32 protein-coding genes are annotated in these 22478 nt (G+C 53.3%); 25 read left to right on the top strand and 7 right to left on the bottom strand.

What is annotated here, in order from left to right:
• Positions 1-28 precede the first annotated feature (28 nt).
• From KI215_RS10270 to KI215_RS10250, 5 genes are all read left to right on the top strand, one after another.
• Positions 29-757, top strand: coding sequence for a glycerophosphodiester phosphodiesterase (locus tag KI215_RS10270; protein ID WP_275956699.1), 729 nt, complete (start codon positions 29-31; stop codon positions 755-757).
• 90 nt (positions 758-847) lie between these two features.
• The gene (locus KI215_RS10265) at positions 848-1693 is read left to right on the top strand and encodes a deoxyribonuclease IV (protein ID WP_212772647.1); all 846 of its coding nucleotides are present in this window, start codon (positions 848-850) and stop codon (positions 1691-1693) included.
• Between the two features lie 16 nt (positions 1694-1709).
• Entirely contained in the window at positions 1710-2006 is a 297-nt protein-coding gene (locus tag KI215_RS10260) for a YlaH-like family protein (RefSeq protein ID WP_212772646.1), read from the top strand.
• A complete protein-coding gene (locus tag KI215_RS10255; protein WP_212772645.1) occupies positions 2006-2437 on the top strand; it encodes a hypothetical protein in 432 nt (143 codons plus the stop codon). Before KI215_RS10260 ends, KI215_RS10255 begins: the two co-directional genes overlap by 1 nt.
• Positions 2428-2700 (top strand): hypothetical protein, encoded by a 273-nt coding sequence (locus tag KI215_RS10250; protein ID WP_212772644.1) that lies wholly within the window; start codon positions 2428-2430, stop codon positions 2698-2700. Before KI215_RS10255 ends, KI215_RS10250 begins: the two co-directional genes overlap by 10 nt.
• Here the strand turns inward: KI215_RS10250 and KI215_RS10245 are convergent.
• Positions 2690-2863 (bottom strand): DUF2197 domain-containing protein, encoded by a 174-nt coding sequence (locus tag KI215_RS10245; RefSeq protein WP_212772643.1) that lies wholly within the window; start codon positions 2861-2863, stop codon positions 2690-2692. The two genes, KI215_RS10250 and KI215_RS10245, sit on opposite strands and share 11 nt — an antisense overlap.
• 31 nt (positions 2864-2894) lie before the next feature.
• On the bottom strand, positions 2895-3239 hold the full coding sequence (locus tag KI215_RS10240) for a DUF5665 domain-containing protein (protein ID WP_212772642.1): 345 nt from the start codon (positions 3237-3239) through the stop codon (positions 2895-2897).
• Positions 3240-3700: 461 nt separating this feature from the next.
• On the opposite strand from KI215_RS10240, the gene KI215_RS10235 reads away from it, so the two are divergent.
• Entirely contained in the window at positions 3701-4165 is a 465-nt protein-coding gene (locus KI215_RS10235; RefSeq protein WP_212772641.1) for a pyridoxamine 5'-phosphate oxidase family protein, read from the top strand.
• A 17-nt stretch (positions 4166-4182) separates the two neighbouring features.
• Positions 4183-4491 (top strand): hypothetical protein, encoded by a 309-nt coding sequence (locus KI215_RS10230; RefSeq protein ID WP_212772640.1) that lies wholly within the window; start codon positions 4183-4185, stop codon positions 4489-4491.
• A gap of 77 nt (positions 4492-4568) precedes the next feature.
• Here KI215_RS10230 and KI215_RS10225 read toward each other — a convergent pair whose 3' ends face one another.
• On the bottom strand, positions 4569-5234 hold the full coding sequence (locus KI215_RS10225; RefSeq protein WP_246512082.1) for a YhcN/YlaJ family sporulation lipoprotein: 666 nt from the start codon (positions 5232-5234) through the stop codon (positions 4569-4571).
• A 94-nt stretch (positions 5235-5328) separates the two neighbouring features.
• Here KI215_RS10225 and KI215_RS10220 point away from each other — a divergent pair, with 94 nt between their 5' ends.
• On the top strand, positions 5329-5961 hold the full coding sequence (locus tag KI215_RS10220; protein WP_212772639.1) for an MBL fold metallo-hydrolase: 633 nt from the start codon (positions 5329-5331) through the stop codon (positions 5959-5961).
• Between the two features lie 222 nt (positions 5962-6183).
• Here KI215_RS10220 and KI215_RS10215 read toward each other — a convergent pair whose 3' ends face one another.
• Entirely contained in the window at positions 6184-6759 is a 576-nt protein-coding gene (locus KI215_RS10215; protein WP_212772638.1) for a TVP38/TMEM64 family protein, read from the bottom strand.
• A gap of 246 nt (positions 6760-7005) precedes the next feature.
• Between KI215_RS10215 and KI215_RS10210 the strand changes: the two genes are divergently transcribed.
• The 7 genes from KI215_RS10210 (at position 7006) to KI215_RS10180 (ending at position 12387) form a co-directional block, all read left to right on the top strand.
• The gene (locus KI215_RS10210; protein ID WP_275956698.1) at positions 7006-9480 is read left to right on the top strand and encodes a heavy metal translocating P-type ATPase; all 2475 of its coding nucleotides are present in this window, start codon (positions 7006-7008) and stop codon (positions 9478-9480) included.
• A 1-nt stretch (position 9481) separates the two neighbouring features.
• Positions 9482-9808, top strand: a complete 327-nt coding sequence (locus KI215_RS10205) for a metal-sensitive transcriptional regulator (RefSeq protein ID WP_212772637.1) — start codon at positions 9482-9484, stop codon at positions 9806-9808.
• Between the two features lie 13 nt (positions 9809-9821).
• The gene (copZ, locus tag KI215_RS10200; RefSeq protein ID WP_212772636.1) at positions 9822-10034 is read left to right on the top strand and encodes a copper chaperone CopZ; all 213 of its coding nucleotides are present in this window, start codon (positions 9822-9824) and stop codon (positions 10032-10034) included.
• A gap of 163 nt (positions 10035-10197) precedes the next feature.
• Positions 10198-10812, top strand: coding sequence for a TlpA family protein disulfide reductase (locus KI215_RS10195; RefSeq protein WP_212772635.1), 615 nt, complete (start codon positions 10198-10200; stop codon positions 10810-10812).
• A complete protein-coding gene (locus KI215_RS10190; RefSeq protein WP_212772634.1) occupies positions 10809-11525 on the top strand; it encodes a cytochrome c biogenesis CcdA family protein in 717 nt (238 codons plus the stop codon). The genes KI215_RS10195 and KI215_RS10190 overlap by 4 nt, the downstream gene beginning before the upstream one ends.
• 182 nt (positions 11526-11707) lie before the next feature.
• Positions 11708-12088 (top strand): rhodanese-like domain-containing protein, encoded by a 381-nt coding sequence (locus tag KI215_RS10185; protein WP_212772633.1) that lies wholly within the window; start codon positions 11708-11710, stop codon positions 12086-12088.
• A 32-nt stretch (positions 12089-12120) separates the two neighbouring features.
• Positions 12121-12387, top strand: coding sequence for a metal-sensitive transcriptional regulator (locus tag KI215_RS10180; RefSeq protein ID WP_212772632.1), 267 nt, complete (start codon positions 12121-12123; stop codon positions 12385-12387).
• Positions 12388-12394: 7 nt separating this feature from the next.
• Here the strand turns inward: KI215_RS10180 and KI215_RS10175 are convergent, their stop codons facing one another.
• Positions 12395-12721, bottom strand: coding sequence for a HesB/IscA family protein (locus tag KI215_RS10175; protein WP_212772631.1), 327 nt, complete (start codon positions 12719-12721; stop codon positions 12395-12397).
• Between the two features lie 253 nt (positions 12722-12974).
• Between KI215_RS10175 and resA the strand changes: the two genes are divergently transcribed.
• The 4 genes from resA to KI215_RS10155 are packed head-to-tail and all read left to right on the top strand — an operon-like array spanning position 12975 to position 15953.
• The gene (gene resA / locus KI215_RS10170; RefSeq protein WP_212772630.1) at positions 12975-13511 is read left to right on the top strand and encodes a thiol-disulfide oxidoreductase ResA; all 537 of its coding nucleotides are present in this window, start codon (positions 12975-12977) and stop codon (positions 13509-13511) included.
• Between the two features lie 24 nt (positions 13512-13535).
• Entirely contained in the window at positions 13536-13865 is a 330-nt protein-coding gene (locus KI215_RS10165; protein WP_212772629.1) for a rhodanese-like domain-containing protein, read from the top strand.
• Positions 13866-13873: 8 nt separating this feature from the next.
• Positions 13874-14812 carry a cysteine synthase A gene (gene cysK, locus KI215_RS10160; protein WP_420830193.1) on the top strand — a complete coding sequence of 313 codons (939 nt, stop codon included), beginning with the start codon at positions 13874-13876 and terminating at the stop codon, positions 14810-14812.
• 10 nt (positions 14813-14822) lie between these two features.
• On the top strand, positions 14823-15953 hold the full coding sequence (locus tag KI215_RS10155) for a class I SAM-dependent methyltransferase (protein WP_212772628.1): 1131 nt from the start codon (positions 14823-14825) through the stop codon (positions 15951-15953).
• A gap of 42 nt (positions 15954-15995) precedes the next feature.
• On the opposite strand, the gene KI215_RS10150 is transcribed toward KI215_RS10155, so the two are convergent.
• Positions 15996-16229, bottom strand: a complete 234-nt coding sequence (locus KI215_RS10150) for a DUF2626 family protein (RefSeq protein WP_212772627.1) — start codon at positions 16227-16229, stop codon at positions 15996-15998.
• 195 nt (positions 16230-16424) lie between these two features.
• Here KI215_RS10150 and KI215_RS10145 point away from each other — a divergent pair, with 195 nt between their 5' ends.
• Positions 16425-17192, top strand: a complete 768-nt coding sequence (locus KI215_RS10145) for an enoyl-CoA hydratase/isomerase family protein (RefSeq protein WP_212772626.1) — start codon at positions 16425-16427, stop codon at positions 17190-17192.
• A 194-nt stretch (positions 17193-17386) separates the two neighbouring features.
• On the top strand, positions 17387-18007 hold the full coding sequence (locus tag KI215_RS10140) for an RsfA family transcriptional regulator (RefSeq protein ID WP_212772625.1): 621 nt from the start codon (positions 17387-17389) through the stop codon (positions 18005-18007).
• A 224-nt stretch (positions 18008-18231) separates the two neighbouring features.
• Here KI215_RS10140 and KI215_RS10135 read toward each other — a convergent pair whose 3' ends face one another.
• The gene (locus KI215_RS10135) at positions 18232-18705 is read right to left on the bottom strand and encodes an N-acetyltransferase (protein WP_212772624.1); all 474 of its coding nucleotides are present in this window, start codon (positions 18703-18705) and stop codon (positions 18232-18234) included.
• A 220-nt stretch (positions 18706-18925) separates the two neighbouring features.
• Between KI215_RS10135 and KI215_RS10130 the strand changes: the two genes are divergently transcribed.
• The 4 genes from KI215_RS10130 to KI215_RS10115 all read left to right on the top strand — a co-directional run bounded on the left by KI215_RS10130 (position 18926) and on the right by KI215_RS10115 (position 22450).
• Entirely contained in the window at positions 18926-20278 is a 1353-nt protein-coding gene (locus KI215_RS10130; RefSeq protein ID WP_212775158.1) for an acetyl-CoA carboxylase biotin carboxylase subunit, read from the top strand.
• Complete coding sequence (locus tag KI215_RS10125; protein ID WP_212772623.1) at positions 20275-20487, top strand: acetyl-CoA carboxylase biotin carboxyl carrier protein subunit; 213 nt, start codon at positions 20275-20277, stop codon at positions 20485-20487. Before KI215_RS10130 ends, KI215_RS10125 begins: the two co-directional genes overlap by 4 nt.
• A 254-nt stretch (positions 20488-20741) precedes the next feature.
• Positions 20742-21674 (top strand): hydroxymethylglutaryl-CoA lyase, encoded by a 933-nt coding sequence (locus KI215_RS10120; protein WP_212772622.1) that lies wholly within the window; start codon positions 20742-20744, stop codon positions 21672-21674.
• A complete protein-coding gene (locus KI215_RS10115) occupies positions 21674-22450 on the top strand; it encodes an enoyl-CoA hydratase (protein ID WP_212772621.1) in 777 nt (258 codons plus the stop codon). The genes KI215_RS10120 and KI215_RS10115 overlap by 1 nt, the downstream gene beginning before the upstream one ends.
• Positions 22451-22478 lie beyond the last annotated feature (28 nt).

Raw genomic sequence — 22478 nt, 5'->3', positions numbered from 1 at the left:
AAAGGAGGAATCGCATATCGAACCCCTCGTGTTTGCCCATCGCGGAAGCTCTGCGGCGGCGCCGGAGAATACAATGGCCGCGTTTGAACTGGCGGTCAAAGCTGGTGCGAGCGGGGTGGAGCTGGACGTACAACTCACCCGGGACGGCCGGGTCGTGGTGATCCATGACGAGACGTTGGATCGTACCACGAACGGCTCCGGCTGGGTGAAAGACCATGAATGGGAAACATTGCGACGATTGGATGCGGGATCGTGGTGGAACCCCCGTTTCTCATCGGAACGAATCCCGCTGTTGGAAGACGTGCTGGACTTGTTATCCAACACAGATATGATCATCAACATCGAGTTAAAAAACGGTTGGGTCCGGTATCCGGGGTTGGAAGCCGCGGTGTTGGCGTGTATTGATCGGTTCCGTATGGCCGATCGCGTCATTCTGTCGTCGTTCAATCATTACAGTTTGCGCATGTTGCACGGGATGAGACCGGATCTTTCATTGGCGGCATTATATGAATCGGGCTTGTTCGAACCGTGGGTCTATGCCCGTTATCTGGGAGTACATGCGATCCATCCAGATTGGCGTGCGATCGACAAAAATGTGATAAAAGGGTGCCAATCGGTGGGAATCGCCGTACGGCCATATACGGTGGATGATCCCGAAGTGATGCAACAACTCATAAAATGGGGTGTGGACGGCATCATCACCAATTACCCCGAACGATGCCGCCAAGTATTAGATGGCCAGCTCAAGAAAAGTTGAAGCTCGATTTGCAAAAATGGTATGATGAAAGAGGTTCATGGCGCCCGCAATTGGAAGCAGGCGCTTTTTTGGTTTCGGGAGGCGAAAAACATGAAAATCGGTTGTCACATCAGTGTGGCCAAAGGATTTTTGAAAGCGTCGCAACGGGCGAAAGAGCTGGGCGCGACTGCATTTCAGGTGTTTACGAAAAATCCGCGCGGACTTCGTCCCAAAAAGGTGGACGTCAAAGATGCGGAAGCGGGTGTCCGATTTTGCCGTGAAGCCGATATCACATTGGTGGCGCACACACCGTACATCACCAATTTGTCCACACCCAAAGCGGATCTGCACGAGGTGACGATCCGCTCTATCCGCGAGGATTTGCGGATTGCCGAAGCATACGGGGCCATCGGGGCGGTCGTCCACTGCGGGAAGCATGTGGGTAAAGGCGTGGAATATGGCACGCAGCGAATGATCGAGACACTGAACCTCATTTTGTCGGAGTATGACGGACCGGTAAAACTGTTGTTGGAAAACACCGCCGGTCAGGGATCGGAATTGGGTCTTACCATCGAGGATTTGGTGGCCATTCGAGAAGCGACCGACCATCCGGAGAAAATCGGCTTTTGCTTCGACACGTGCCATGCGTTTGCAGCAGGTGTCTGGTCGGAAGAGACGTTTGACCAGTTGGTGGAGACGATGGAACGAACCGGCTATCTGGATCATCTGATCGCCATTCATTTCAATGACAGCAAAGCACCGTTCAACAGTCGGAAGGATCGGCACGAAAAAATCGGAAAGGGTGAAATCGGTTCCGCCGCTTTGGCCCTGTTTCTTCATTGCGACCGGTTTGAGGGGTTGCCGATCATCTTGGAAACGCCGGTGGAAGACGAAGCGGAATATGCGGATGAAATCCGTTACCTGCACGAGCTGAAGGCACAGGCCATCGGGACATGAGAAGGGGGAACCAAACATGGCGGCGATCAACGCGTGGCTGCATCAATCGTTTTGGGGCGCGTACGGAGTGATTCTCATTTTGACGGCGATCGTGTACAAAGTCGTATTCGCCAGACCCCTCCCACTGCTGAAACAGTTGGTCGTCTATCTGGCACTGGTGGCGGGATGTTTCCTGTTATTGGTGTTTCATCTCCTCGGGTTTCCGATCATCCCCATCCTGATCGGCACGGTCATCCTGATGATCGTGGCACGGATCCGCATGGCGATGACGGCCAAACAAAATGCCGAGCAGCACAACCGGGAGAGTTCCTGATGACTGCGCGCTACTGGCTGGTGCCAGTGACACGCCTCACACCGTTGACATTGGGAGAAGAACGCATCCGATTGGATCAAACGGCGGCGGAGCGATTGATATGGATCGCCCGCAGAGCGCACCCACGCCTGATTTTGCCAATGAAAATCACCCGCATGATTCAACAGGAACAAGATACGTGCGGGATGTTTCGACAACGGCTGGAAGTGGACGGTCCCATCGTGCTGAACGGAAAACCTTGGTCCCTGTCCGGTTGTGCATGCCGATGGGCTGAATCGCTGTTGGGAGGTGAGGATGCGCTGGCACTGGCCCGTCATTTTGACGGACATGCTCTGGGGACAACATTGGTTCGTTGGTGGAGTCAGGGTTTTCGAACGGGATTGTTGGTGGAACCGGAAGGAAAGAGGGTGTCGGAGAACAGATGCAGTTGATGGATACCTTGTTCAATTGGTTGCAGATCAAGGTGGTGTGGGATGCTCGTCCGGCGGATCGTTCTGCCAAGGACACGGTGGAGTTTTTTGCACAGATGTTGCGGGAAGACCATGGTGTGGAAGTGACGGGTGTCACTCTGGAAGGGGATCATTATCTTGTCCAATTTGAAAAGGACGGGCAGACGAGCGAACAGCGATTCGAACGGGAAGCGGTGGAGCAATTGCTGTCGTTCATCGAGTCAGAGCCCAAGTTCAATCAGTAGTAGGCGAAGCTCCTGATTTTGCCCGGCGTTCAAGAGCTTTTTTTCCCACCCGTTCGTAGCAGTCCGAACAAATGATGATTTTATGCGGGTGTTTGCGGAGTTTTTTCACTTGCAGCTTGGTTGGTATAAACGGCTGTTCACATAAAATACAAATCACTTTCATGATTCTTATCTCCTTTGCCTTTCCTCTCCCGTCAACGGGTGTGAGGGGAAGAATGGTCCACGATCTTCTTCAATTGCTGGATAGTGTCGCTGATATAGGGGATATGAGAGAGTTCAGACAGCAAAATGCTGAGCAGACTGATCACAATCGCTGTCCCCAGTGTCAGACCGAGTCCCCTGCTCAATCCGGCGAGCAGGTTGAGCCAAAACACACGTCGCGGTTGGGTGTAGTTCATCAGCAGATCTTGCAGGCGAGATTGTTCCATCCACAAGGTGATCCGGTCCAGCCGGGCGTTAAGGTGCTCCGTGTGGTTGGCCAGTTTCTCCACCCGTTCGATTAAGTTGGGATGGTAAGTGACGGTTTTCTGCCGCTTCATGGTTCGATCTTCCCCTTCCTTCCACACTAGTATACTACGAAAAGGGGAACATTTTTAGAATCCACGTAACAGGTCCGTTTGCAAACATTTTGCAAACAACGGGCCGATTTTTGTTTTCATGGACAGTGTATCACATTTTCAGTGGTTCAACCCAAAGAAATGTTGGGCCACGGTGATGACGGGATCGAAGTCCAATGGGATGATTGATTGGAAAGATATTGATTCGATGATGACCAAACCAGCTGCTCAACGGCAGCTGGTTTTATATGTCGAGAAAAGGAAGAATAGGGTTGTGACCAGCTTTTTTCTTGTGTATGCTGATGTCGTCCAATATCGTATACGATTCCGAACGAGCAGTATGTTAAAGTGGGGAATATTAGAAGTCAGATGGCTGGCTTCGAACATTTTTCCGCCGGTCTGATCGGATGTAGTAAATCAGGAATCAACAGGAGGAGATGCAGATGTCGGATCTGGTGGCGAATGAACTGCCTGAAACGCTGCTGGCCAAATTGCAGAAGGAACATTACGTGTTGTTGGCCACTGTGGATGTGGAAACTAAAGCGCCCAGTGTCCACACCGTATCCTGGGTATTTGCGCCTAATCCGAACCAAATCCGGTTTGCGGTGGGGCAGCGTTCCCGCATCGTGGAAAACATCGAGGCGAACCCGGATGTGAGCATCACGCTGATCGGAGCTGGTTCCACTTATGCGATCGAGGGAAAAGCGCGTGTGGTGGAGAAGCCGATGGCCAATGTTCAGATCAAACTGGCCAAAGTGGAAGTGGATGTGACGGCAGTGCGTGACGTAATGTTCTACGGAGCCAAAATCGATCAAGAGCCCACCTATGTAAAAACCTATGACGAAGACGCTGCAGCCAAATTGGACAACCAAGTGATGAGCGCGTTGAAAAAAGACGGAACGGCTTGATAGAGGAGGAGACGAGGTTGGCACGCCGATGGGGAAACATCGCGTTTTGGTTAGTGAACGTGGTGGCGTTTCTCGCCATAGGTCCGGTGGTGAACATGTGGGCCTTTTTCCAAGAGGTGCACGCATTCATGGCCCAAGCATCCAAACCGTCGGGATGGATGGTGACAGGCTTGTTGGCTGTGGCGGTGGTGATTTTACTGATGGTTCATGCTGTGATCAATGCAGTGATGCAGGTAAAGCGCCCGCCGCGGACATTGATCCTGACCAGTGTGATCATCCCCGTCCTGTCTTACGTGGTGTTTGATTACCTGATATTCCGTTTGTGAGAGAGGAAAGGACCGTGTCCGTTTTTTCGGGCTGCTCGACGGATACCGGTCCTTTTTATAGAATGGATGAAGTTCCCTCATTGACGTGGTGAGGGGGCGGACGGAGATTGATCGATTTTTTCCTGATTGAGTTTGGTGTTCTGCTGTTCCCGTTTGGGAACGGTTTTGGACGGTTGCGGCATCAAACGGTTGACGATTTCGGCCAACTCCTGCGCCACACCGACAGCCGGTCGTCCTTGGCGAACGTCTTCGCTCAATTCGCGCAATCGTTGCACCAGATCCACATCGGCAGTAACCAGCGCATGCGCACCATAGGGGTCTTTACGCAGGGCCTGGGCGACAGAGTACTTGATGGTGCCAACGCGCCCGCGATCCAAGGCGGGGTCGATATCAATGCCAACAACTGTATACCGCCCTGCAACGACGGCCGTAGCTCCACGTACCTGGGGCTGGCTGATGGCGATTTGTGTCAATCTGCGGGCGATCGCTTGCGGATTGGCGGGTCGGCCGGCTTCCGGCGCCGTTTGTTTGACATGGATGGTTTCGGGAATGTTGGGCGGCGGTGCCGCTTGGTTGGCCGGCGGCTTATTGGCCGGTTGACACCCGAAGGTTAAAAGGCCGATCGTACAAACAATGAACAACAGACGGATCAATGGCGTTCCTTCCTTTCCGTGAACGTGATCAGTTGCTGTTAGTGTATCCGCAGACATATGATCCGATGTATGCAACAATGTATCTGTCAATTGCCCCGTTTTCTCTCCGTGTCATCGTATGAAGCAAACATTTCGGTGTAGAATGAAAAGTATCCCATCTATTCATAGGGGAAGGTGAAAAATCATGAACGTGCGTTCCTTTACGCTTGGCCCCGTGGCAACCAATTGTTATGTGTTGTATGAAGGACGGGAAGCAGTGGTGATTGATCCGGGGATGGGCCCTGATCCGGTGCTGGAATGGGTGCAGGCGGAACAATTGAACGTGCAGGCCATATTGCTGACCCATGCGCATTTTGACCATATCGGTGGGGTGGAAGACGTACGGGCAGCGACCGGGGCACCGGTTTATGTGCACCGTGCGGAAGCGGAATGGCTTGCCGATCCGCAAAAAAACGGATCCAGCCTGTTTCCGGGGTTGGAGCTGATTCGCTGTAACCCGGCGGATCACTTGTTGGACGGTGGGGAAACATTGAAATGGATCGGCAGGGAATTCCGCGTCTACCATACACCGGGCCATTCGCCGGGCAGTGTGACGTTCCATCTGGATGATCAGGTGTTCAGCGGTGACGTCTTGTTTGCCGGGTCGATCGGCCGAACCGATCTACCTGGGGGCGATTACGAAACATTGATGCGTTCCATCCATGACGTATTGATGGAAATGCCGGAAGAGACGCGGGTATATCCCGGACATGGCCCGACGACCACGATCGGCCGTGAGCAGGCGTCCAATCCGTTTGTGACGGGGATGATGGGCTGAACAAGCAAACGTTGGAGTAGAGAGACGTATCATCTCATCTGATTGATACAGACTAGTTATTTAATAAACCCGAAACACACAGGATTGAGGAGGCCTGTTTCCCGCGCGTGACCATTGATCTGAAGGGAAACAGGAGCGAAAGGGAAACAGGCTCGCCCTCTAAACGAAGGATACAGAAGAAACATTGATTGCGGAAATCTGTCGGCAGTCTGTACATGTTGATCATTTGGTTTCGTACGGTGGCACCAGCCACCGTCCCCGTTTCCAAATGAAGAATCCCAGTGCCAATATGATCAATGTAATGCCCAATCGGATATAGTTGGATTCTACGTGGGTCAGGTTATAACTGATCAGCACCTCAAGTGAGATGGATGGGATTTTTCCAACGGCAGTCGCTGCCAAAAAAATCCACGCGGGAATGGTAGTCAGGGCAGCTGCCATGTTGACCAATCCGGATGGGACGAACGGGGTGATCCGGATCAGGATCAGGGAAAGCAGTTTCTGTTGTCGGGTCATCCGGTTGAGAGAACGAACCCATTTCCAATCCAGGTGCCGGGTGAGGCCCGCTTTTTTTACCCCTAAGCGATACAGAAAAAAAGCAGCAGCTGAACCCAGCATTTCCCCCAACCATGAAACGATTCCCCCCAGCCAGGGACCCCAGACGAGTGTATTGGCCGCAGTAATCGCGACGGAAGGCAGAAACCCGATCAAATTGATACCGCCGTTGACCACGATACTGACCAGAACAGCCCACCATCCCCAGTCGGTAAATCGATCCACCCAGTATGAAACCATCATATCTCCCTTTCTCCACCCATTTACATACATCTGTACCGATAGGGTTTGATATCCCGGTTCCATTGTAACGGAATTGTGAAGGAGAACGAATGGGTATCCATGTCATCTCATTTTCCGCTTTACATACTATAGGGGGGTATAGTATAATGCAACTGAGATCGAACATGTGGGTGTAGAAACAAGACCATCAGGGGAATAGTACCGAACAAGGATACGGATGCCCAGTATCCTATCGAGGTGATAAACGTGAAAAAGCAAGTCGTGGTCCGAATCACAGGGATGACATGCGCCGCATGCGCCAATCGGATTGAAAAAGGATTGAAACACTTGGAAGGGGTACAGGATGCCAACGTCAATCTTGCGACAGAACAAGCCACAATCCATTATGATCCGGAACGGCTGGATGTGAAGAAAATAGGGGAAAAAATCGAAGCGTTGGGATATGGGACGGTGAAGGAGACCGTCGATCTGGCTATCACGGGGATGACATGCGCTGCGTGTGCTACCCGCATTGAAAAAGGGTTGTCCCGTTTACCGGGTGTGTGGGAAGCCCATGTCAACCTGGCGACGGAGACTGCGCGGGTGACGTACTCCCCTGCATCGGTGAACGCGGACGATATGATGCGGAAGGTGGAACAGCTGGGTTATCGGGCAAAACTCCGTTCGGCACAACCGGAAGATCATGACCATCGGCAGTTGGACATCGCCAGGCGCAAACGCCAATTCGTCTGGTCTGCTCTGTTGTCGCTACCGTTGTTGTGGGCGATGGCAGGACATTTTGCGTTTCTCTCTTTTCTGTGGGTGCCGGAGCCGTTGATGAATCCGTGGGTTCAGCTGGTTCTGACCACACCGATTCAGCTGGGGATCGGATGGCAATTTTATAAAGGGGCATTCAAAGCATTACGCAACCGCAGCGCCAACATGGATGTGTTGGTCGCTCTCGGTACGTCGGCCGCCTATTTTTACAGTCTGTTTCAGACACTTCGCACCATGGGAGGCGGTCATGCGGAGCTGTATTATGAAACCAGTGCCGTGTTGATCACCTTGATACTCCTTGGCAAATGGTTGGAAGCCCGGGCCAAGGGGCATACGTCGGAAGCGATCCGTAAATTGATGAACCTGCAGCCGAAGATGGCAACGGTCATCCGGGATGGGAAAGAACTGCGCATTCCGGCAGCTGAATTGGAGGTTGGCGATCAAGTGCTTGTCAAACCGGGTGAGAAGGTTCCGGTAGACGGCGAAGTGATGGAAGGCAGCTCTTCCGTGGATGAGTCGATGTTGACGGGAGAAAGTATTCCCGTTGAGAAAACGATCGGGGATAAGGTGATCGGCGGTACAGTGAACGGCAATGGGTCATTGACTTTGCGGGCCAACCGAGTCGGAAAAGACACGGTGCTGGCGCAGATCATCCGGGTGGTGGAAGAAGCTCAGGCGGCCAAGGCGCCCATTCAACGCATCGCCGACGCTGTCTCGGGCGTGTTCGTACCGATTGTCGTCGGAATTGCGTTGGTCACGTTTGGGTTGTGGTATGTATTGTTGGAACCCGGTCAATTCGCCTCCGCTCTGGAAAAAGCGATCGCCGTACTGGTTATCGCTTGTCCCTGCGCATTGGGCTTAGCCACCCCCACCTCGATCATGGCGGGATCGGGACGTGCCGCAGAATGGGGGGTTTTGTTCAAAAGCGGCGAGCATCTGGAAACGGCCCACCGAGTCCAAACGGTGGTGTTGGACAAAACGGGTACGATCACGGAAGGAAAACCGGTATTGACGGATGCGATTGCAGAGGTGCTGTGGGACAAACAAGAATGGTTGCGTCTGGTGGCTGCGGCGGAAAAGAAGTCGGAACACCCTCTGGCCCGAGCGGTGGTAGCCAGTGTTGATGAAAACGGAGAGGGGCTTCCGGATGTGGAATCCTTTGAAGCGGCTCCTGGTCACGGTATTCGTGCCCAAGTGGAAGGGCGCGATGTTTGGATCGGTAATCGTAAATGGATGGAACAGCACGATGTGGATTTTTCCACGGCGGAAACCGTGTTGCAAAAATGGGAGGAAGAAGGGAAAACGGCCATACTGACGGCGATTGACGGCAAATATGCGGGGGCGCTCGCAGTGGCTGATCCGGTGAAACCCACTTCCCGGCAAGCGATTGAACGCCTGAAGGCGATGGGACTGGAAGTGATCCTGCTCACGGGAGACAATACACGTACCGCTCAGTCCATTGCCCGCGAAGTGGGGATCAAGCGAGTCATCGCGGAAGTATTGCCCGAAGAAAAAGCGGAAACGATCAAACAGTTGCAGGCGGAAGGGAAAATAGTGGCCATGGTGGGCGACGGCATCAACGACGCTCCCGCTTTGGCGGCAGCGGACGTAGGCATGGCGATTGGTACGGGGACCGACGTGGCCATGGAAGCAGCGGATATCACGTTGATGCGCGGTGACCTGAATGGCATCGTCGATGCGCTCGTCATCAGCCGTTTGACGGTGAGGAACATCCGGCAAAACTTGTTCTGGGCTTTGGTCTACAATGCCGTCGGTATTCCGGTGGCTGCTGCCGGATGGTTGGCACCTTGGCTGGCGGGGGCGGCGATGGCCTTCAGCTCGGTGTCCGTCGTTCTGAACGCGCTTCGTCTGCAACGGGTCAAACGCCCTTCCCATCACGGAGACTCTTCTTTCCAAGGGGGGAGGGGGTATAGTATAGTGAAATTGGCGAAAGGAGATCGATGAGATGGACAGGACGGATGCAAGCCGGGAATCCCCCGTGTCGAAGTCGCCAAGGAACAGTCATCATACGGAAACATTCAAAAACAATCTCATCACCCGTCTGAACCGCATTGAGGGGCAGGTACGGGGAGTACGCCGTATGATCGAGAATGATACCTATTGTGATGATGTGCTGAATCAAATTGCGGCGATCCAATCCGCTTTGAACGGCGTGAGCAAGCTGTTGTTGGAAGGACATATGAAAAGCTGTGTGGTCGAGCGGATTCAGGAAGGCGATCTGGCGGTGATCGAAGAGCTGTTGACCACTGTTCACAAACTGATGAAAAAGTGAGGAGGATCTGACGATGCAAACGATCACGCTCCGAGTGGAAGGTATGTCGTGCAATCATTGCAAGCAGGCGGTCGAAGGCGCACTCAAAAAATTGACGGGTGTAGAGCGGGCGGAAGTCAACCTCGCCGAGAAAAAGGTCACCGTTTGGTATGATGAAACCGGGGCGACGGTGGAGCAAATGAAAGAGGCGATTGAAGACCAGGGCTATGATGTTGTGGACGGATGAGGTTGTCTCGCCGGTCTCTGTAGGTAAGGCTCGGGGGGATGCCCCCCTTTTTTTCTGTTATCCCCTTTTCGGGCAAATTTTCGTAGATTGCTGAGATATACTGGTTACAGGGGATGTCCCCTGAGCTAAAGACACGCCCTAGTGAGATAAGGAGGCGAAGCCATTGGCAGGGCAACCTAAAGCTTGGCGAAACGGGCTGATCGGGCTGTTGATCGTCGCAGCGTTGATCGGTGCCGTTTGGTACGGCGGAAAACAGGATTCCGCTCAGACGACACACCCATCGTCAACGTCACTCAAGCAGCAGGTCGAAAAAAAATCAACGCCCCCTCAAAAGAATACGGGATTGAAAAATGGGGACGTCGCACCCGTTTTTGCCTTGCAGACATTGGACGGGCAGACGATGGACTTGGCCAAACGGAACGGCAAGCCGGCCTTGATCAACTTTTGGGCGACATGGTGCCCGCCGTGCCGTGAGGAAATGCCGATTTTGCAGTCGATGTACAATCGGTACGGGAAACGTGTGGACTTTTTCATGGTGAATCTCACCACAGAGGAAACAAATGTGGAAGGCGTCGGCCAATTTCTCCAACAACATAAGCTGACCTTCCCCGTGTTGAAGGATGAAACGGGAGAAGTGGCGGAAGCCTATTCGATCTTGGGCATTCCGACCACCTATATCGTGGATGCCAACGGGGTCATCGTGTGGAGTAAAACAGGCGCGGTTACCGAGAAAGAAGTGACGGACGTGCTGGATTCGCTGATCAAACCGGAGGGATGAGCATGTCGGATTTGTCATGGTGGCTGGCATTCGGAGCGGGTGTGCTTTCGTTCATCTCCCCCTGTTGTCTTCCGCTGTATCCGTCGTACCTGTCCTACATCACGGGGATCTCGGTCAGTGAACTGAGGGAGAAACAAACGGTGGATGTTCGTAGGGCGGTCGTGTCGCACACCTTGTTTTTCATCTTGGGCTTTTCCATCATTTTTTACGTGCTCGGTTTTTCGGCGACGTGGCTGGGGCAGTTGTTCGAGTCGTACAAAGAGACGATCCGTATGCTGGGCGGCGTGCTGATCGCCGTGATGGGCCTCTTTTTGATGGGGGTCTTTCAACCCGCTTTTCTTATGCGCGAAAAGCGACTGGATATTTCGGGACGAAAAATGGGCTATCTCGGCTCGACTTTGATCGGGATCGGCTTTGCAGCAGGATGGACACCGTGTGTTGGACCCATTTTGGCTTCGGTATTGACATTATCCGCTTCCAACCCCAGTGCGGGGATTGGATATATCACCGCCTATACACTCGGGTTCGCCATCCCGTTTTTTGTCATGGCGTTTTTCCTGGGCCGAACGAGGTGGATACTGCGCCACTCCGCACGTATCATGAAAGTGGGCGGGGGCGTGATGGTGGTTTTGGGAGTGTTGTTGTATTTTAACCAAATGTCCAAGATTACGGTTTGGCTGATCCAGCTGTTCGGCGGTTTTGTCGGGGTATGAAGCGCGGGATTTTCCCGCTTTTTTTATGCTCCGACGACGAGACATGCTTGATTATCCATGGACGATGGGTGAATATTCGGGCAATATATACCTATAGTGGTATATGTGTATCCGATGGGATCCTTGAACACGAAAACGGCCATCATTCTGGTGTCATTCACTTCATAGGGGAGGGCATGATATTGGGCGGATTGGTGTGGATACTGGTTATCGGTTTGGTGGGTTGGATCGGGATGCGATGGATCCAGTCCCACGGAGTGAAAGCCCTCTCTCCGAATGCTTTTTATCAATTGATGCAGCAGACGGACAGTCAACTGATCGATGTCCGGGAGTCGGAGGAGTATCGGGACGGGCATATTCCGAGGGCGATCAATGTGCCCATCGGTCGTCTGCCACATCATCTCCCGCTGTTGTCCAAGGAGAAACCCGTGCTTCTCTACTGCCAGAGCGGCAATCGCAGTGGGATCGCAGCGCGGATGTTAAAAAAACAAGGGTTCAAGGAAGTGTATCATTTGCGGGGAGGTCTCTTCGGATGGCCGTACCAAACGACGCGCGAATCATAAGCGAAGGTTACAAGTGAAGGAGGGATCAGCCCATGGAGTACACGACGGAGATGCGAAACCGTTTGAAACGGATCGAGGGGCAGGTGCGCGGCGTACTGCGCATGATGGAACAGGAAGCGCATTGCAAAGACGTGGTCGCCCAGTTGTCGGCTGTGCGCTCCGCCGTCGACCGTGCCATCGCGGTCATCGTCAGTTCCAACATGGAACGGTGCATCCGGGAAGAGTTGCAAAAAGGCGATGAAGAAGGAACGAAAAAAGTAGTGAAAGAAGCGATTCAACTGTTGGTGAAAAGCCGCTAGGATGGTTCTATCCGAATAATTGCCTGGAGGATGTGTCGCCGAAGAACCCCCCACGGGTCCGTATGTGGAAACCGCCTCGCAAGAGCGAAGGAGAAAAGTCGATATGGGCTTCACGAAACAACAGCCGATCGGTTTCACCCACTAAAAAACGCAAGCCCTCTCGTTCGATCACTTGATCCTTTTTCTGTGGGGAGGTTTCTACTTGAAATCCGAACCTCCCGCCGCAAGCAACCCCGGAGTGCGTAAAACGAAGGTAAACTTCTTGAGGATTCAAGCCCTGCTCTTGAAGCAATGCATGGAGTTGGCATGCGGCGGATCGAGTCAGTTCCAGCATAAACGGGTCTCCTTTCTTTGTCTGGGACGTGTTGGGTCATTCCCATCAGGCGGCAACGGATCTTGTGGTCCTTCCAAGAGGTATTATAGACGGGGACTGTCCGTTTCAACAATACATTGAACAAAAGATGTTTGTATCGAAAAGACAAGTCGAGCGGGTGTCGGGTTATTCCTTGTAGGGAAGCGGTAAATTCGATACAATCGGGTTGCTTGCGGTATCCTCGCAAGATGTTGCCAACGAGTGGGTGATTGGATTGAACAATCAGGCCAGATACTGGACCCGTCGCATCCTGTTTTTGATCATGGCAGTGATGATCGGATTTGCCGTCTATCAGACAGTGAATCAGAAAGACGATGATGCGCCGGAAGTCGGTGATCCTGCACCGGACTTTCAGCTGACTTCTTTGGACGGAAAGCCTGTCAAGCTGAGCGATTATCGCGGCCGGTACGTTCTGCTCAATTTTTGGGCCACGTGGTGTCCACCCTGTCGGGAGGAAATGCCCGCATTGGAGGAGACGTACCGTGCATATCGCGATCGGGGTTGGGTCGTCCTGGGGGTCAACATTGCCGAAACGAAGGTGACGGTAGGCGGGTTTGTCCGCCAGCAAGGGGTCACGTTTCCGATCGTCCTCGACTCTGATCGGAGTGTGACGGAACGCTATCATGTGGAACCGATTCCTACTTCTTATCTCATCGGACCGGATGGTCGAATTCGGAAAAAAGTGGTCCGACCGATGGATACGGGCTATGCCCGGTTAATGGTTCAGCAAATGATGTCTCAAGACAAATGAGCTTTTTGGTAAAGGAGGAGCACCATGAGCGAAAAAGTGTATCAGGATATTGCGGCCGAAGAGTTGAGCCAAACCTTTGCGCGTGAGAAAGAACGATTTGTGGTCGTTGACGTCCGAACAGACGAGGAGTTTCAATCCGGCCACATTCCTGGGGCAATTCACATCCCCCACGATGAAATGGAAGAGCGGGCACACGAGCTGGAATCGGTCAAAGACCGGGATATTTTGTTGGTCTGCAGAAGCGGACGCCGTAGCGTCATCGCTGCGCACGTTTTGGCAGACAAAGGATTTCGCCGACTGTTCAACTTGGAGGGAGGCATGTTGGAATGGACCGGACCGGTGACAACGGAGTAAAGATGGGGATGAAGGGGCCGTTTTCCCGGGCTGTGGACAATATTACCGATCTGATCGGGAAGACGCCGTTGGTCCGGCTCAATCGGCTCCCCTCGCCCGGTGACGCCGAAGTTTATGTAAAGCTGGAGAAATTCAACCCCGGCGGCAGTGTGAAAGACCGCACCGCATACAGCATGATCCGGGCTGCCGAAGAGGCAGGGAAACTGAAACCGGGTGCCACCATCGTTGAACCCACCAGCGGCAACACCGGCATCGGGTTGGCACTGGTAGGAGCGGCGCGCGGGTATCGGACCATCTTGGTGATGCCGGATACGATGAGCCAGGAACGGATCAACATTTTGAAGGCGTACGGGGCGGAGGTGGTCCTCTCTCCCGGTCATGAACGGATGCCAGGTGCGATCCGTGTCGCCAAAGAAATTTTGGAGAAAACGCCCGGTGCATTCATGCCGTTGCAGTTTGAAAATGAAGCCAATCCCGAAGTCCATCGGCGGACAACCGCTCGGGAAATTATCGAGCAGATGGGGGATCGTCTGGATGCGTTCGTGGCGACGGCGGGAACCGGGGGGACAATTACCGGTACGGGTGAAGTGTTAAAACAGCACTATCCCAATCTGTATATCGCCGTGGTCGAACCGAAGGGATCGCCCGTGTTGGCTGGCGGACAACCCGGGCCGCACAAAATTCCGGGAACGAGCCCCGGTTTCATCCCGCCGATTTTGAACCAGGACATTTATGACGAGATTTTCCACGTGACGGACGAGGATGCGGCAGAAACAGCCCGGAAACTGGCCCGACTGGAAGGCATCCTGGTAGGCCCCTCCTCTGGCGCATCGGTATGGACTGCATTGCAAGTGGCCAGACGGTTGGGCAAAGGCAAGCGGGTCGTTTGCATCGCTCCGGATACTGGTGAACGGTATTTGAGCACCGACCTGTTCTCCTCGGAATGAGGGATTGTGGATGATGCGACCTCTGGAGAAGGTATTGGTGGAGGAAATCAGCCATGCGCCCGGCGGTTCGATCCCGTTTATCCGGTTTATGGAGCTGGCGTTGTACCATCCGCTTTGGGGTTATTATCAACAGGAGCGGCCGAAATGGGGAAAACACGGAGATTATTACACCAGTCCGATGGTGGGGGATGTGTTCGGTAGTGTCATGAGCGGTGTTCTTGAAACGATGCACCGCTCTTTTTGCGGAAAAGGATCTTGGGCGATTGTCGAATTTGGCGGAGGGGACGGCCGCTGGGCGGAACAGTTGCTGGAAGGACTAAGAGAAACGGCGGTATTTTCTTCTCTCACCTATGTCATGGTGGAGAGAAGTGCGGATCATCGACGCAGGCAACGGGAGCGGCTGGCACGCTTCGGTTCAAAGATTATGTGGACACAGCGACCGGAACCTGTGTTGAACTCCGTACCTTGTGTCGTGCTCAGTAACGAGCTGATCGATGCATTTCCGGTGCATCGGTTGCGCAAAGAAAACGGACATTGGTGTGAGATTCACGTCTCCTGGGATGAGCGGCGCCGCCTGCATGAAGTCACGCGTCCGATCACCGATCCCGCATTGTTTTGGTACGTTGAAAAATGGCGGGAATCGTGGCCGGACGGAACGGAAACTGAGGTCAACACCCGGGCACGGGAGTGGCTCAATCAAGTGGCTGTCAGCTTGCGGGAAGGGTTTGTCGTCACCTTCGATTATGGCGGTCGGGAAGAAGAAGTGCGCGGACCCCATCGACCGGAAGGAACGATTCGTTGTTATTCCCGGCATCATGCGCATCGACGCTTGTATGATGCTCCCGGCGAATCGGACATCACCGCCGACGTCAACTTTGACGATTTGATGCGGTGGGGAAAGAAAGCAGGGCTGGAGACGGTCTGGTACGGTCCACAATCGCGTTTTCTTGTCGCCGCCGGCATTTTACGTTTACTGACCGAACACCATGACCCGGATCCGTTCAGTGCATCCGCCCGTCGGAACCGGGCCATCCGTCATCTCGTCCTATCCGAGGGGATGGGGGAACGGTTCCGCGTGCTGATTCAGGCAAAAGGGGTCCAGTTCGATGAGCTAGCAGAAGTCCTGCATGCCGGAGAATGAAAAAAGCCCCCGGTTCGGGAGCAGGTTTGGTGTGCAGATGCGTCAACCTTGCGGCATGAAAAAGAATGAATAGGTGACCATGCCGATAAATGCGACGACCATATAACCACAGAACAGGTACATGTACGTCCGTTCGGTGAAACCCATGAAGCCCAGCACGACGAACAGGACGGTTTGGGCGAAAAAGAGCAACGCCAACGAGTACATGCCGCCGGCCAAGAACATGATGCCCATGGCCAAGCACCAGAACCCGAGTACCCGGAACATCCGATCCATTTTTCCCACTCCTTCCGCGATTCAGTACGTTCTGGACGCGTGCCCGTCAAGCCTGCGATCGAACACTTTACGGCACGGTGTCACTGTTCGGAACTATCATACCACAGAGGTTATTATATACGAAGTAAACGTTTTTTAAAAGCGGATACATCCTGTGATGATGAGCATATGGGAAAAAAGACAGGGGATGAGAACATGCAGACATTGATCACCGAACAAAAAAATGGCGTCGGTTGGATTCGGTTTCATCGTCCTGATGTGCGCAATGCGGTCAACCTGCAAATGATGCAGGAGTTGGAAGAGGTGTTGGCAAAGTGGAAATCGGATTCCGATGTGAAAGTGTTGGTGTTTACGGGGGATGAACGAGCATTTGTTTCAGGCGGCGATTTGACAGAGTTTCACAGGCTGAAGACAGCGGATGCGATTTATCCGGTGCATGCGCGGATGGGACGGCTGTTGGATGTTTTGGAGCGATTGGGAAAACCGACGATCGCTGCCGTCGGGGGAGCGGCGGTGGGAGGCGGATGTGAAATTGCAGTCAGCTGTGATTTCCGGTTTGCGTCAGATACTGCAAAGTTCGGATTTATTCAAGCTGGTTTGGGGATTACGACTGGATGGGGAGGCGGTTCACGCCTGATCCGCCTGGTGGGGCGTAGTCGCGCATTGGCATTGCTTTTAACCGGGGAGCGAATCGACAGCACCCAGGCGTTTCAATACGGGTTAGTCGATCGGGTGGTACCGTCGGAACAGCTGGAAGAAGAAGTCCAACGGTTCGCAGAAACCATTGCCCGTACACCGTTGCCGGTTATTGAGGCGTATATGGAATTGGCCAACCGGGTACGCGACGGCGCTGATCCGCAGGAATTGACGGAGTGGGAGAGCCGGACCTGTTCCCGGCTGTGGGAGTCGGATGTACACCATCGGGCTGTTGAAATTTTTTTGCGTCGGACCGGCCGATTGTAGTCATCCATCTTAGGAGACGGAACTCTCAGAAAAACCGCCCATCATGGGCGGTTTTTCTCATGTCTGGGGACGGCATGTATACCAAATGGACAATTCGGTTATAAAATTTACTAGTTACATATACTACGTTTTATACCAAATGCATACAAATAGAACAAATTGAGTTGTGGGAAGCTTGATCAGGGAGGGTTATCATGGTGGTGAAAAGACAAGACGCATGGACGCCGGACGACGATCTTGTCCTTGCAGAGGTGACATTGCGTCATATTCGTGAGGGTAGTACACAGTTGGCCGCTTTTGAAGAAGTGGCTGAGAAGCTGGGACGGACGCCGGCGGCATGCGGATTTCGCTGGAACAGCTTTGTGAGGAAAAAGTATGAGGCAGCCATTCAAATTGCCAAATCGCAGCGGCAAAAAAGGAACAAAGAAAAAGGCCGCATCTCACGTGTACGTGTGTTGAGCGAGCAATTGGATCATGGGGAAGATCATCTGTTGTCCCTGGATTCCATCATTCGGTTTCTGCGCACACATAAAAACGAAGTGGCTGAGTTAAAGCGTCAACACAAGCTATTGGAGCAAGAAATCAAGGAGCGGGAAGAACAGATTCGGCAATTGTCGAAAGAAAACGAAGAGATGAAGAGCCAACTCAACAACGTGCAGACCGACTACCAAGTCGTCAATGACGATTACAAAGCCCTGATTCAAATCATGGACAGGGCGAGGAAATTGGCGCTGTTGGAAGAAGAGGACGACGAAAAGCTGAAAACCAAGTTTAAAATGGACGAAAACGGGAATTTGGAACGAATTGACAAATGAGCGGGTTGTATACCTGCGATGAGCGAAAGCCTTCTTCCATCCGACCGATTCCAACGTAAGGATACGGAACGGAGGCGGGAGACGGCTTTTCGTGGACGTTGGCAGCAGTTTTAATGAGGGACCGTTTAAATGAAAACGGTCCCGTATTTGTTTTGCCTGGAAGCGATGGTCGGATTCTCCAGATACCGGTGCTCACGATCAGGAATCATGTGACCTTTGCCCGGTTATTCCTTGAGACTGACACCAGGTGGTGTCCAGACATAAGGGTTCTCTCCCCGATCTCGTACGGGATCGTATTTGACTGGTATGAAACCCATCTTTTTCCAAAATTCATCAGATCGACAGCGGGCGTTGGTCTTAATCGGCAAACCCAGGCTTTTGGCGTGTTCCACCAGTGCTGTGCCGCATCCTCGATGTCGATACTGGGGGAGCACTTCCAACTTCCACAACTCATAGTAATCTTGCGGTGGATCGAAATAACGGTCGTATTTGGCATCGATGCGGTACAAGCTGGCGCGGGCGATCAAGTTCCCGTCCAAGTAAATGCCGTAAAACGGGGAGTTGCTGTCGTTCTCGATGATGTTGGCTTGCAAATCTTCCAACATGGATAACTCCTGTAGTCCGTACTCACGAAACTTTTGGAATTCTTCCAGTGTTTTGTAATTGATCTTGAGCCGTTCCACTTTGTAATGGCTCATCGTGGCAGACGCCTCCTTTCCCCTCCTCAAATTCGGTCCGGCTTCCCTTTTCATTATACACGATTTCAAAAGGATTTGACGAAACGGGTATCCCCCAATTGCAATCCGATGTTGAGGAAGAGATGCACTTTTCGGTATAGTGATAATGGAGAGAAAATTACATCCCCATCTCCCTTAGAAATGAAAGCACATACAACAACATGAGAGGTGGATTATGGGTATCAAAACCATCCTCATCGCTAATCGTGGAGAGATAGCCAGACGAATTGCCCGAACATGCCGTACGCGCGGTTTACGCGTCGTTGCGGTGTATTCTGAGGCGGATAAGGACATGCCCTTTGTTCGGGAGGCCGATGTAGCGGTTTCCATCGGTCCCCCTCCGGTGGCGCAAAGTTATCTGAACATGGACGCCATCATCCAAACGGCAAAGCAAACGGGAGCAGATGCGATCCATCCGGGTTATGGTTTGCTTTCCGAAAATGCAACCTTCGCGCGAAAAGTAGAGGAGGCAGGCCTGGTTTTTATCGGTCCGCGGCCGGCTGTGATCGAACGAATGGGCGATAAAGTGACGGCACGTCGCACGATGGCTGAGGCCGGCGTCCCCGTGGTCCCCGGAACGGAGAGGGGCATCAGCGGGGAGGAGGAAGCGCTGGCCGAAGCAGAGCGCATCGGGTATCCCGTGATGATCAAGGCGAGCGCAGGTGGTGGCGGAATCGGTATGCAAGTGTGCCGAACGCCGGATGAACTGAAGAAAGCGCTCCCCAGCGTACAGGCTAAAGCAAAAGCGTATTTCGGCGATTCCGCCGTGTTTTTGGAGCGGTTAATCGAACGGCCGCGTCATGTGGAAGTGCAGGTGGCCGCCGATTCGCAAGGGCATACGGTTCATCTGTTTGAGCGGGAGTGTTCCGTCCAGCGACGCAATCAAAAAGTGGTGGAAGAGTGTCTCTCCCCGTCCGTCCGTCCCGAAACGCGGGAACGGCTTTACGATGCGGCGGTACGGGCCGCAGAGGCAGTGGGATATACCGGAGTTGGTACGGTGGAGTTTCTGGTTGATGAACAGGAACGCATTTATTTTCTCGAGATGAACACGCGTCTTCAGGTGGAACATCCGGTGACCGAGATGGTGACGGGTCAGGATCTGGTGGATTGGCAACTGGATATTGCGGAAGGAAAACCCCTCCCGTTGAGGCAACACGAGATCAAGGCTCGGGGGCATGCAGTGGAATATCGGATTTATGCCGAGGACCCAACGACCTTCCTGCCGTCGCCAGGAAAGATCCGTTCGATGACGGTTCCGGAGGGGGAGGGCATCCGCGTGGATGCAGGTGTGGAAGCCGGCAATGAGGTTACCCCGTTTTATGATCCGATGATCGCCAAATTGATCGTTAGTGGACCAACGCGAGAAATGGTGTTGGAAAAAAGCCGCGCGGTGTTGGAAGAGTTTCGAGTGGAAGGCATTCGTACCAATTTGCCCTTGTTGCGTGCGTTGCTGGATCATCCTGATTTTGCCGACGGTCGGTACGATACACAATTACTGCAATATTTTCGAGTGGATGGAGGAGTCAGACGATGAAAACGATTCAGGCGAACATGGCTGGGACCGTATTGCAGGTGTTGGTGAAACCAGGTGACGAAGTGAAATCGGGTCAGGACGTCATGATTCTGGAATCGATGAAGATGGAGATCCCGATCGCTGCCGAAGCCGACGGTACAGTGAAATCCGTTCCCGTGGAGATCGGATCCTTTGTTGGCGAAGGAGACGTGTTGGTAGAGCTGGAGTGACCGGGGATGGTAGGGCAACCATCGAGAGTGTCAGGTTGTTGGTGGTAAAGAGAGAAAGACGTCTCCCAGCCACGCGACTCCTCGGGTCTGTCTGATGGGACAGCAACATTCTTTCTAGTGCTGATGAAAAAGGGCTCAAAAATTTGCGGGCAATTTTCTCTAAGCGAAGCGCACTTTTTCTGAGTCCTGAGCTTGAAGGTATGGAGTGGAGGCGGGAGACGATTGTTCTCTGGGTTTGTCAAAAGCTTTGGTGAATGAGAGGTGACGACGTGACTCGAGTAACCATCGTGGAAGTGGGGCTGCGGGACGGATTGCAAAATGAATCGGTCATCCTGCCCGTCGAGGTGAAGCGGCGCATCGCCGAGGGATTGATTCGGGCGGGGGTCAAGGAAATTGAAGCCACTTCATTCGTTCACCCTCGCTGGGTTCCCCAATTGGCCGATGCTGCAGAGTTGGCCGCCCAATTGCCGAGAGAACAAGGCGTTCGTTACCGCGCACTGGTTCCCAATGCCAAAGGGTTGGAACGGGCTTTGTCCACCCCGATCGACGAATATGCCGTTTTTCTTTCCGCCAGTGAAACCCATAACCGGAAAAACATCAACAAATCAATTGACGAAACCTACCCGGTGCTGGCGGAAGTGGTGGAACGGGCCCAAGCGGCGGGTAAACGGGTGCGGGGATATGTGTCGACGGTGTTCGGGTGTCCTTACGAGGGGGACGTCCCGGTTTCGCAGGTAGTGCGAATGTGTGAACGCCTGATCGAAATGGGCGTCTACGAAATCTCCCTCGGGGATACGATCGGAGTGGCCACACCCAAAAAGGTGAAAGAAACGCTGGAAGTGCTGCTCCGTCACATTCCGGCGGAACGCTTGGCGGGTCATTTTCACGATACGAGAGGAACGGCACTGGTCAATGCGTACGTGTCGCTCGAAATGGGGATCCGCACCTTAGACGGTGCGTTCGGCGGTCTGGGCGGCTGCCCGTATGCACCGGGTGCGTCGGGCAATGTGGCGACTGAAGATTTGGTTTATTTTTTGGAACAAGAAGGGATTGAGACGGGCATCGACCTGGAAACACTCTGCCGGGTCAGCGTGGAAGTTCAAAAGGAAATTGGTCGACCGTTGTCTTCCAAGGTGCTGCAAAGCGTGATCGCAACGTGGTCGTCGGTAGGGAAGGGGGAATCGTGATGGGTCTGGTTGAATGGGAACGAAGAGAAGGCATCTCCGTATTGACGCTGAATCGACCCGAAGTGTACAACGCGCTGAACTATCCGACTTTGCAGGAGCTGAACCGTATTCTCCAGGAGTTGCATCATTCCAAAGCCACCAGAGTGGTGGTGATTACCGGAGCGGGTGAGAAGGCCTTCTGTTCCGGAGCGGATCTGAAGGAACGGCGCACGATGTCGGAAGATCAAGTTCGGCGTTACATCCATCTGATTCGTGAGACATTTACGATGGTGGAACGGCTGCCCAAGCCGGTGATCGCTGCAGTGAACGGAGTGGCGCTGGGCGGTGGAATGGAGTTGGCATTGGCGTGCGACCTGCGTGTGGCCGACGAGAGGGCTGTATTCGGCTTGACGGAGACCTCTCTCGGTATCATCCCGGGCGCTGGGGGCACACAGCGTCTTCCACGCATCGTGGGCAAGGCCAAAGCCAAGGAGTTAATCTTTACGGCCAACCGGATCTCGGCCGAGGAAGCCGATGCGATCGGACTCGTCAATCGTGTGGTTGAAAAAGGGAAAGTGTTGTCGGCAGCCTTGGAGATAGCCGAGAAAATCAACCAACAAGCGCCGCTGGCCTTGGCACAGGCGAAAATGGCGATTGATTACGGTTGCGAGATGGATTTAGCGTCCGGATTGGCCTTCGAAACCAAAGCGTACGAAGTGCTGATTCCAACCAAAGACCGGTTGGAGGGGTTACAGGCTTTCAAAGAAAAGAGAACACCCATCTATTTGGGAGAGTAATCTTTCACCATTGGGAGGAGGAACCATA

This window comes from Polycladomyces abyssicola (assembly GCF_018326425.1).
Lineage (GTDB): Bacteria > Bacillota > Bacilli > Thermoactinomycetales > JIR-001 > Polycladomyces > Polycladomyces abyssicola.
Note: the sequence above shows the minus strand (reverse complement) of the source record. Positions and strands in the feature narration are given on the sequence as shown.

What these genes read in the sequence shown, in the direction of transcription:
- KI215_RS10265 (WP_212772647.1), top strand. Translation starts at nt 848, where the DNA reads ATGAAAATCGGTTGTCACATCAGTGTGGCCAAAGGATTTTTGAAAGCG.
- KI215_RS10260 (WP_212772646.1), top strand. Translation starts at nt 1,710, where the DNA reads ATGGCGGCGATCAACGCGTGGCTGCATCAATCGTTTTGGGGCGCGTAC.
- KI215_RS10255 (WP_212772645.1), top strand. Translation starts at nt 2,006, where the DNA reads ATGACTGCGCGCTACTGGCTGGTGCCAGTGACACGCCTCACACCGTTG.
- KI215_RS10250 (WP_212772644.1), top strand. Translation starts at nt 2,428, where the DNA reads ATGCAGTTGATGGATACCTTGTTCAATTGGTTGCAGATCAAGGTGGTG.
- KI215_RS10245 (WP_212772643.1), bottom strand. Translation starts at nt 2,863, where the DNA reads ATGAAAGTGATTTGTATTTTATGTGAACAGCCGTTTATACCAACCAAG.
- KI215_RS10240 (WP_212772642.1), bottom strand. Translation starts at nt 3,239, where the DNA reads ATGAAGCGGCAGAAAACCGTCACTTACCATCCCAACTTAATCGAACGG.
- KI215_RS10235 (WP_212772641.1), top strand. Translation starts at nt 3,701, where the DNA reads ATGTCGGATCTGGTGGCGAATGAACTGCCTGAAACGCTGCTGGCCAAA.
- KI215_RS10220 (WP_212772639.1), top strand. Translation starts at nt 5,329, where the DNA reads ATGAACGTGCGTTCCTTTACGCTTGGCCCCGTGGCAACCAATTGTTAT.
- KI215_RS10215 (WP_212772638.1), bottom strand. Translation starts at nt 6,759, where the DNA reads ATGATGGTTTCATACTGGGTGGATCGATTTACCGACTGGGGATGGTGG.
- KI215_RS10205 (WP_212772637.1), top strand. Translation starts at nt 9,482, where the DNA reads ATGGACAGGACGGATGCAAGCCGGGAATCCCCCGTGTCGAAGTCGCCA.
- copZ (WP_212772636.1), top strand. Translation starts at nt 9,822, where the DNA reads ATGCAAACGATCACGCTCCGAGTGGAAGGTATGTCGTGCAATCATTGC.
- KI215_RS10190 (WP_212772634.1), top strand. Translation starts at nt 10,809, where the DNA reads ATGAGCATGTCGGATTTGTCATGGTGGCTGGCATTCGGAGCGGGTGTG.
- KI215_RS10180 (WP_212772632.1), top strand. Translation starts at nt 12,121, where the DNA reads ATGGAGTACACGACGGAGATGCGAAACCGTTTGAAACGGATCGAGGGG.
- KI215_RS10175 (WP_212772631.1), bottom strand. Translation starts at nt 12,721, where the DNA reads ATGCTGGAACTGACTCGATCCGCCGCATGCCAACTCCATGCATTGCTT.
- KI215_RS10165 (WP_212772629.1), top strand. Translation starts at nt 13,536, where the DNA reads ATGAGCGAAAAAGTGTATCAGGATATTGCGGCCGAAGAGTTGAGCCAA.
- cysK (WP_420830193.1), top strand. Translation starts at nt 13,874, where the DNA reads ATGAAGGGGCCGTTTTCCCGGGCTGTGGACAATATTACCGATCTGATC.
- KI215_RS10155 (WP_212772628.1), top strand. Translation starts at nt 14,823, where the DNA reads ATGATGCGACCTCTGGAGAAGGTATTGGTGGAGGAAATCAGCCATGCG.
- KI215_RS10150 (WP_212772627.1), bottom strand. Translation starts at nt 16,229, where the DNA reads ATGGATCGGATGTTCCGGGTACTCGGGTTCTGGTGCTTGGCCATGGGC.
- KI215_RS10145 (WP_212772626.1), top strand. Translation starts at nt 16,425, where the DNA reads ATGCAGACATTGATCACCGAACAAAAAAATGGCGTCGGTTGGATTCGG.
- KI215_RS10140 (WP_212772625.1), top strand. Translation starts at nt 17,387, where the DNA reads ATGGTGGTGAAAAGACAAGACGCATGGACGCCGGACGACGATCTTGTC.
- KI215_RS10135 (WP_212772624.1), bottom strand. Translation starts at nt 18,705, where the DNA reads ATGAGCCATTACAAAGTGGAACGGCTCAAGATCAATTACAAAACACTG.
- KI215_RS10125 (WP_212772623.1), top strand. Translation starts at nt 20,275, where the DNA reads ATGAAAACGATTCAGGCGAACATGGCTGGGACCGTATTGCAGGTGTTG.
- KI215_RS10120 (WP_212772622.1), top strand. Translation starts at nt 20,742, where the DNA reads ATGAGAGGTGACGACGTGACTCGAGTAACCATCGTGGAAGTGGGGCTG.
- KI215_RS10115 (WP_212772621.1), top strand. Translation starts at nt 21,674, where the DNA reads ATGGGTCTGGTTGAATGGGAACGAAGAGAAGGCATCTCCGTATTGACG.